The 241-nt window shown below is 73.0% G+C and carries 1 pseudogene; it reads right to left on the bottom strand.

Annotated features, from left to right (window positions below):
- Nucleotides 1-241 (bottom strand): annotated as a pseudogene (locus tag MWU75_RS19705) (hypothetical protein); the annotation flags it as partial.

Below are 241 nucleotides of genomic sequence, written 5' to 3'. Positions count from 1 at the left end.
GTCCGGGTCGGCGTCCAGATCGGGCAACGTCACGGTGCCCTTCAACAACAACGTGGCCGCGACCGCGGAGCGGATCTGACCCAGGCTGCGCTGGTCGCCGTTGGCGCGGGCCCGCCGGGCCGCGCCCTCCACCCGGTCCAGGATTGCCGCGACCTGGGTCGCGGTGCACCGCATCCCGAAGGTCCCGGTGCCGTCCTCATCCATCCGGCCCCAGGTGTCGGTGCCCTGCAGCGACTTGGCC

The organism is Ornithinimicrobium sp. F0845 (genome assembly GCF_023015765.1).
GTDB lineage: Bacteria > Actinomycetota > Actinomycetes > Actinomycetales > Dermatophilaceae > Ornithinicoccus.
The sequence above is the reverse complement of the archived record's forward strand: the minus strand, read 5'-3'. Positions and strand labels throughout refer to the sequence as shown.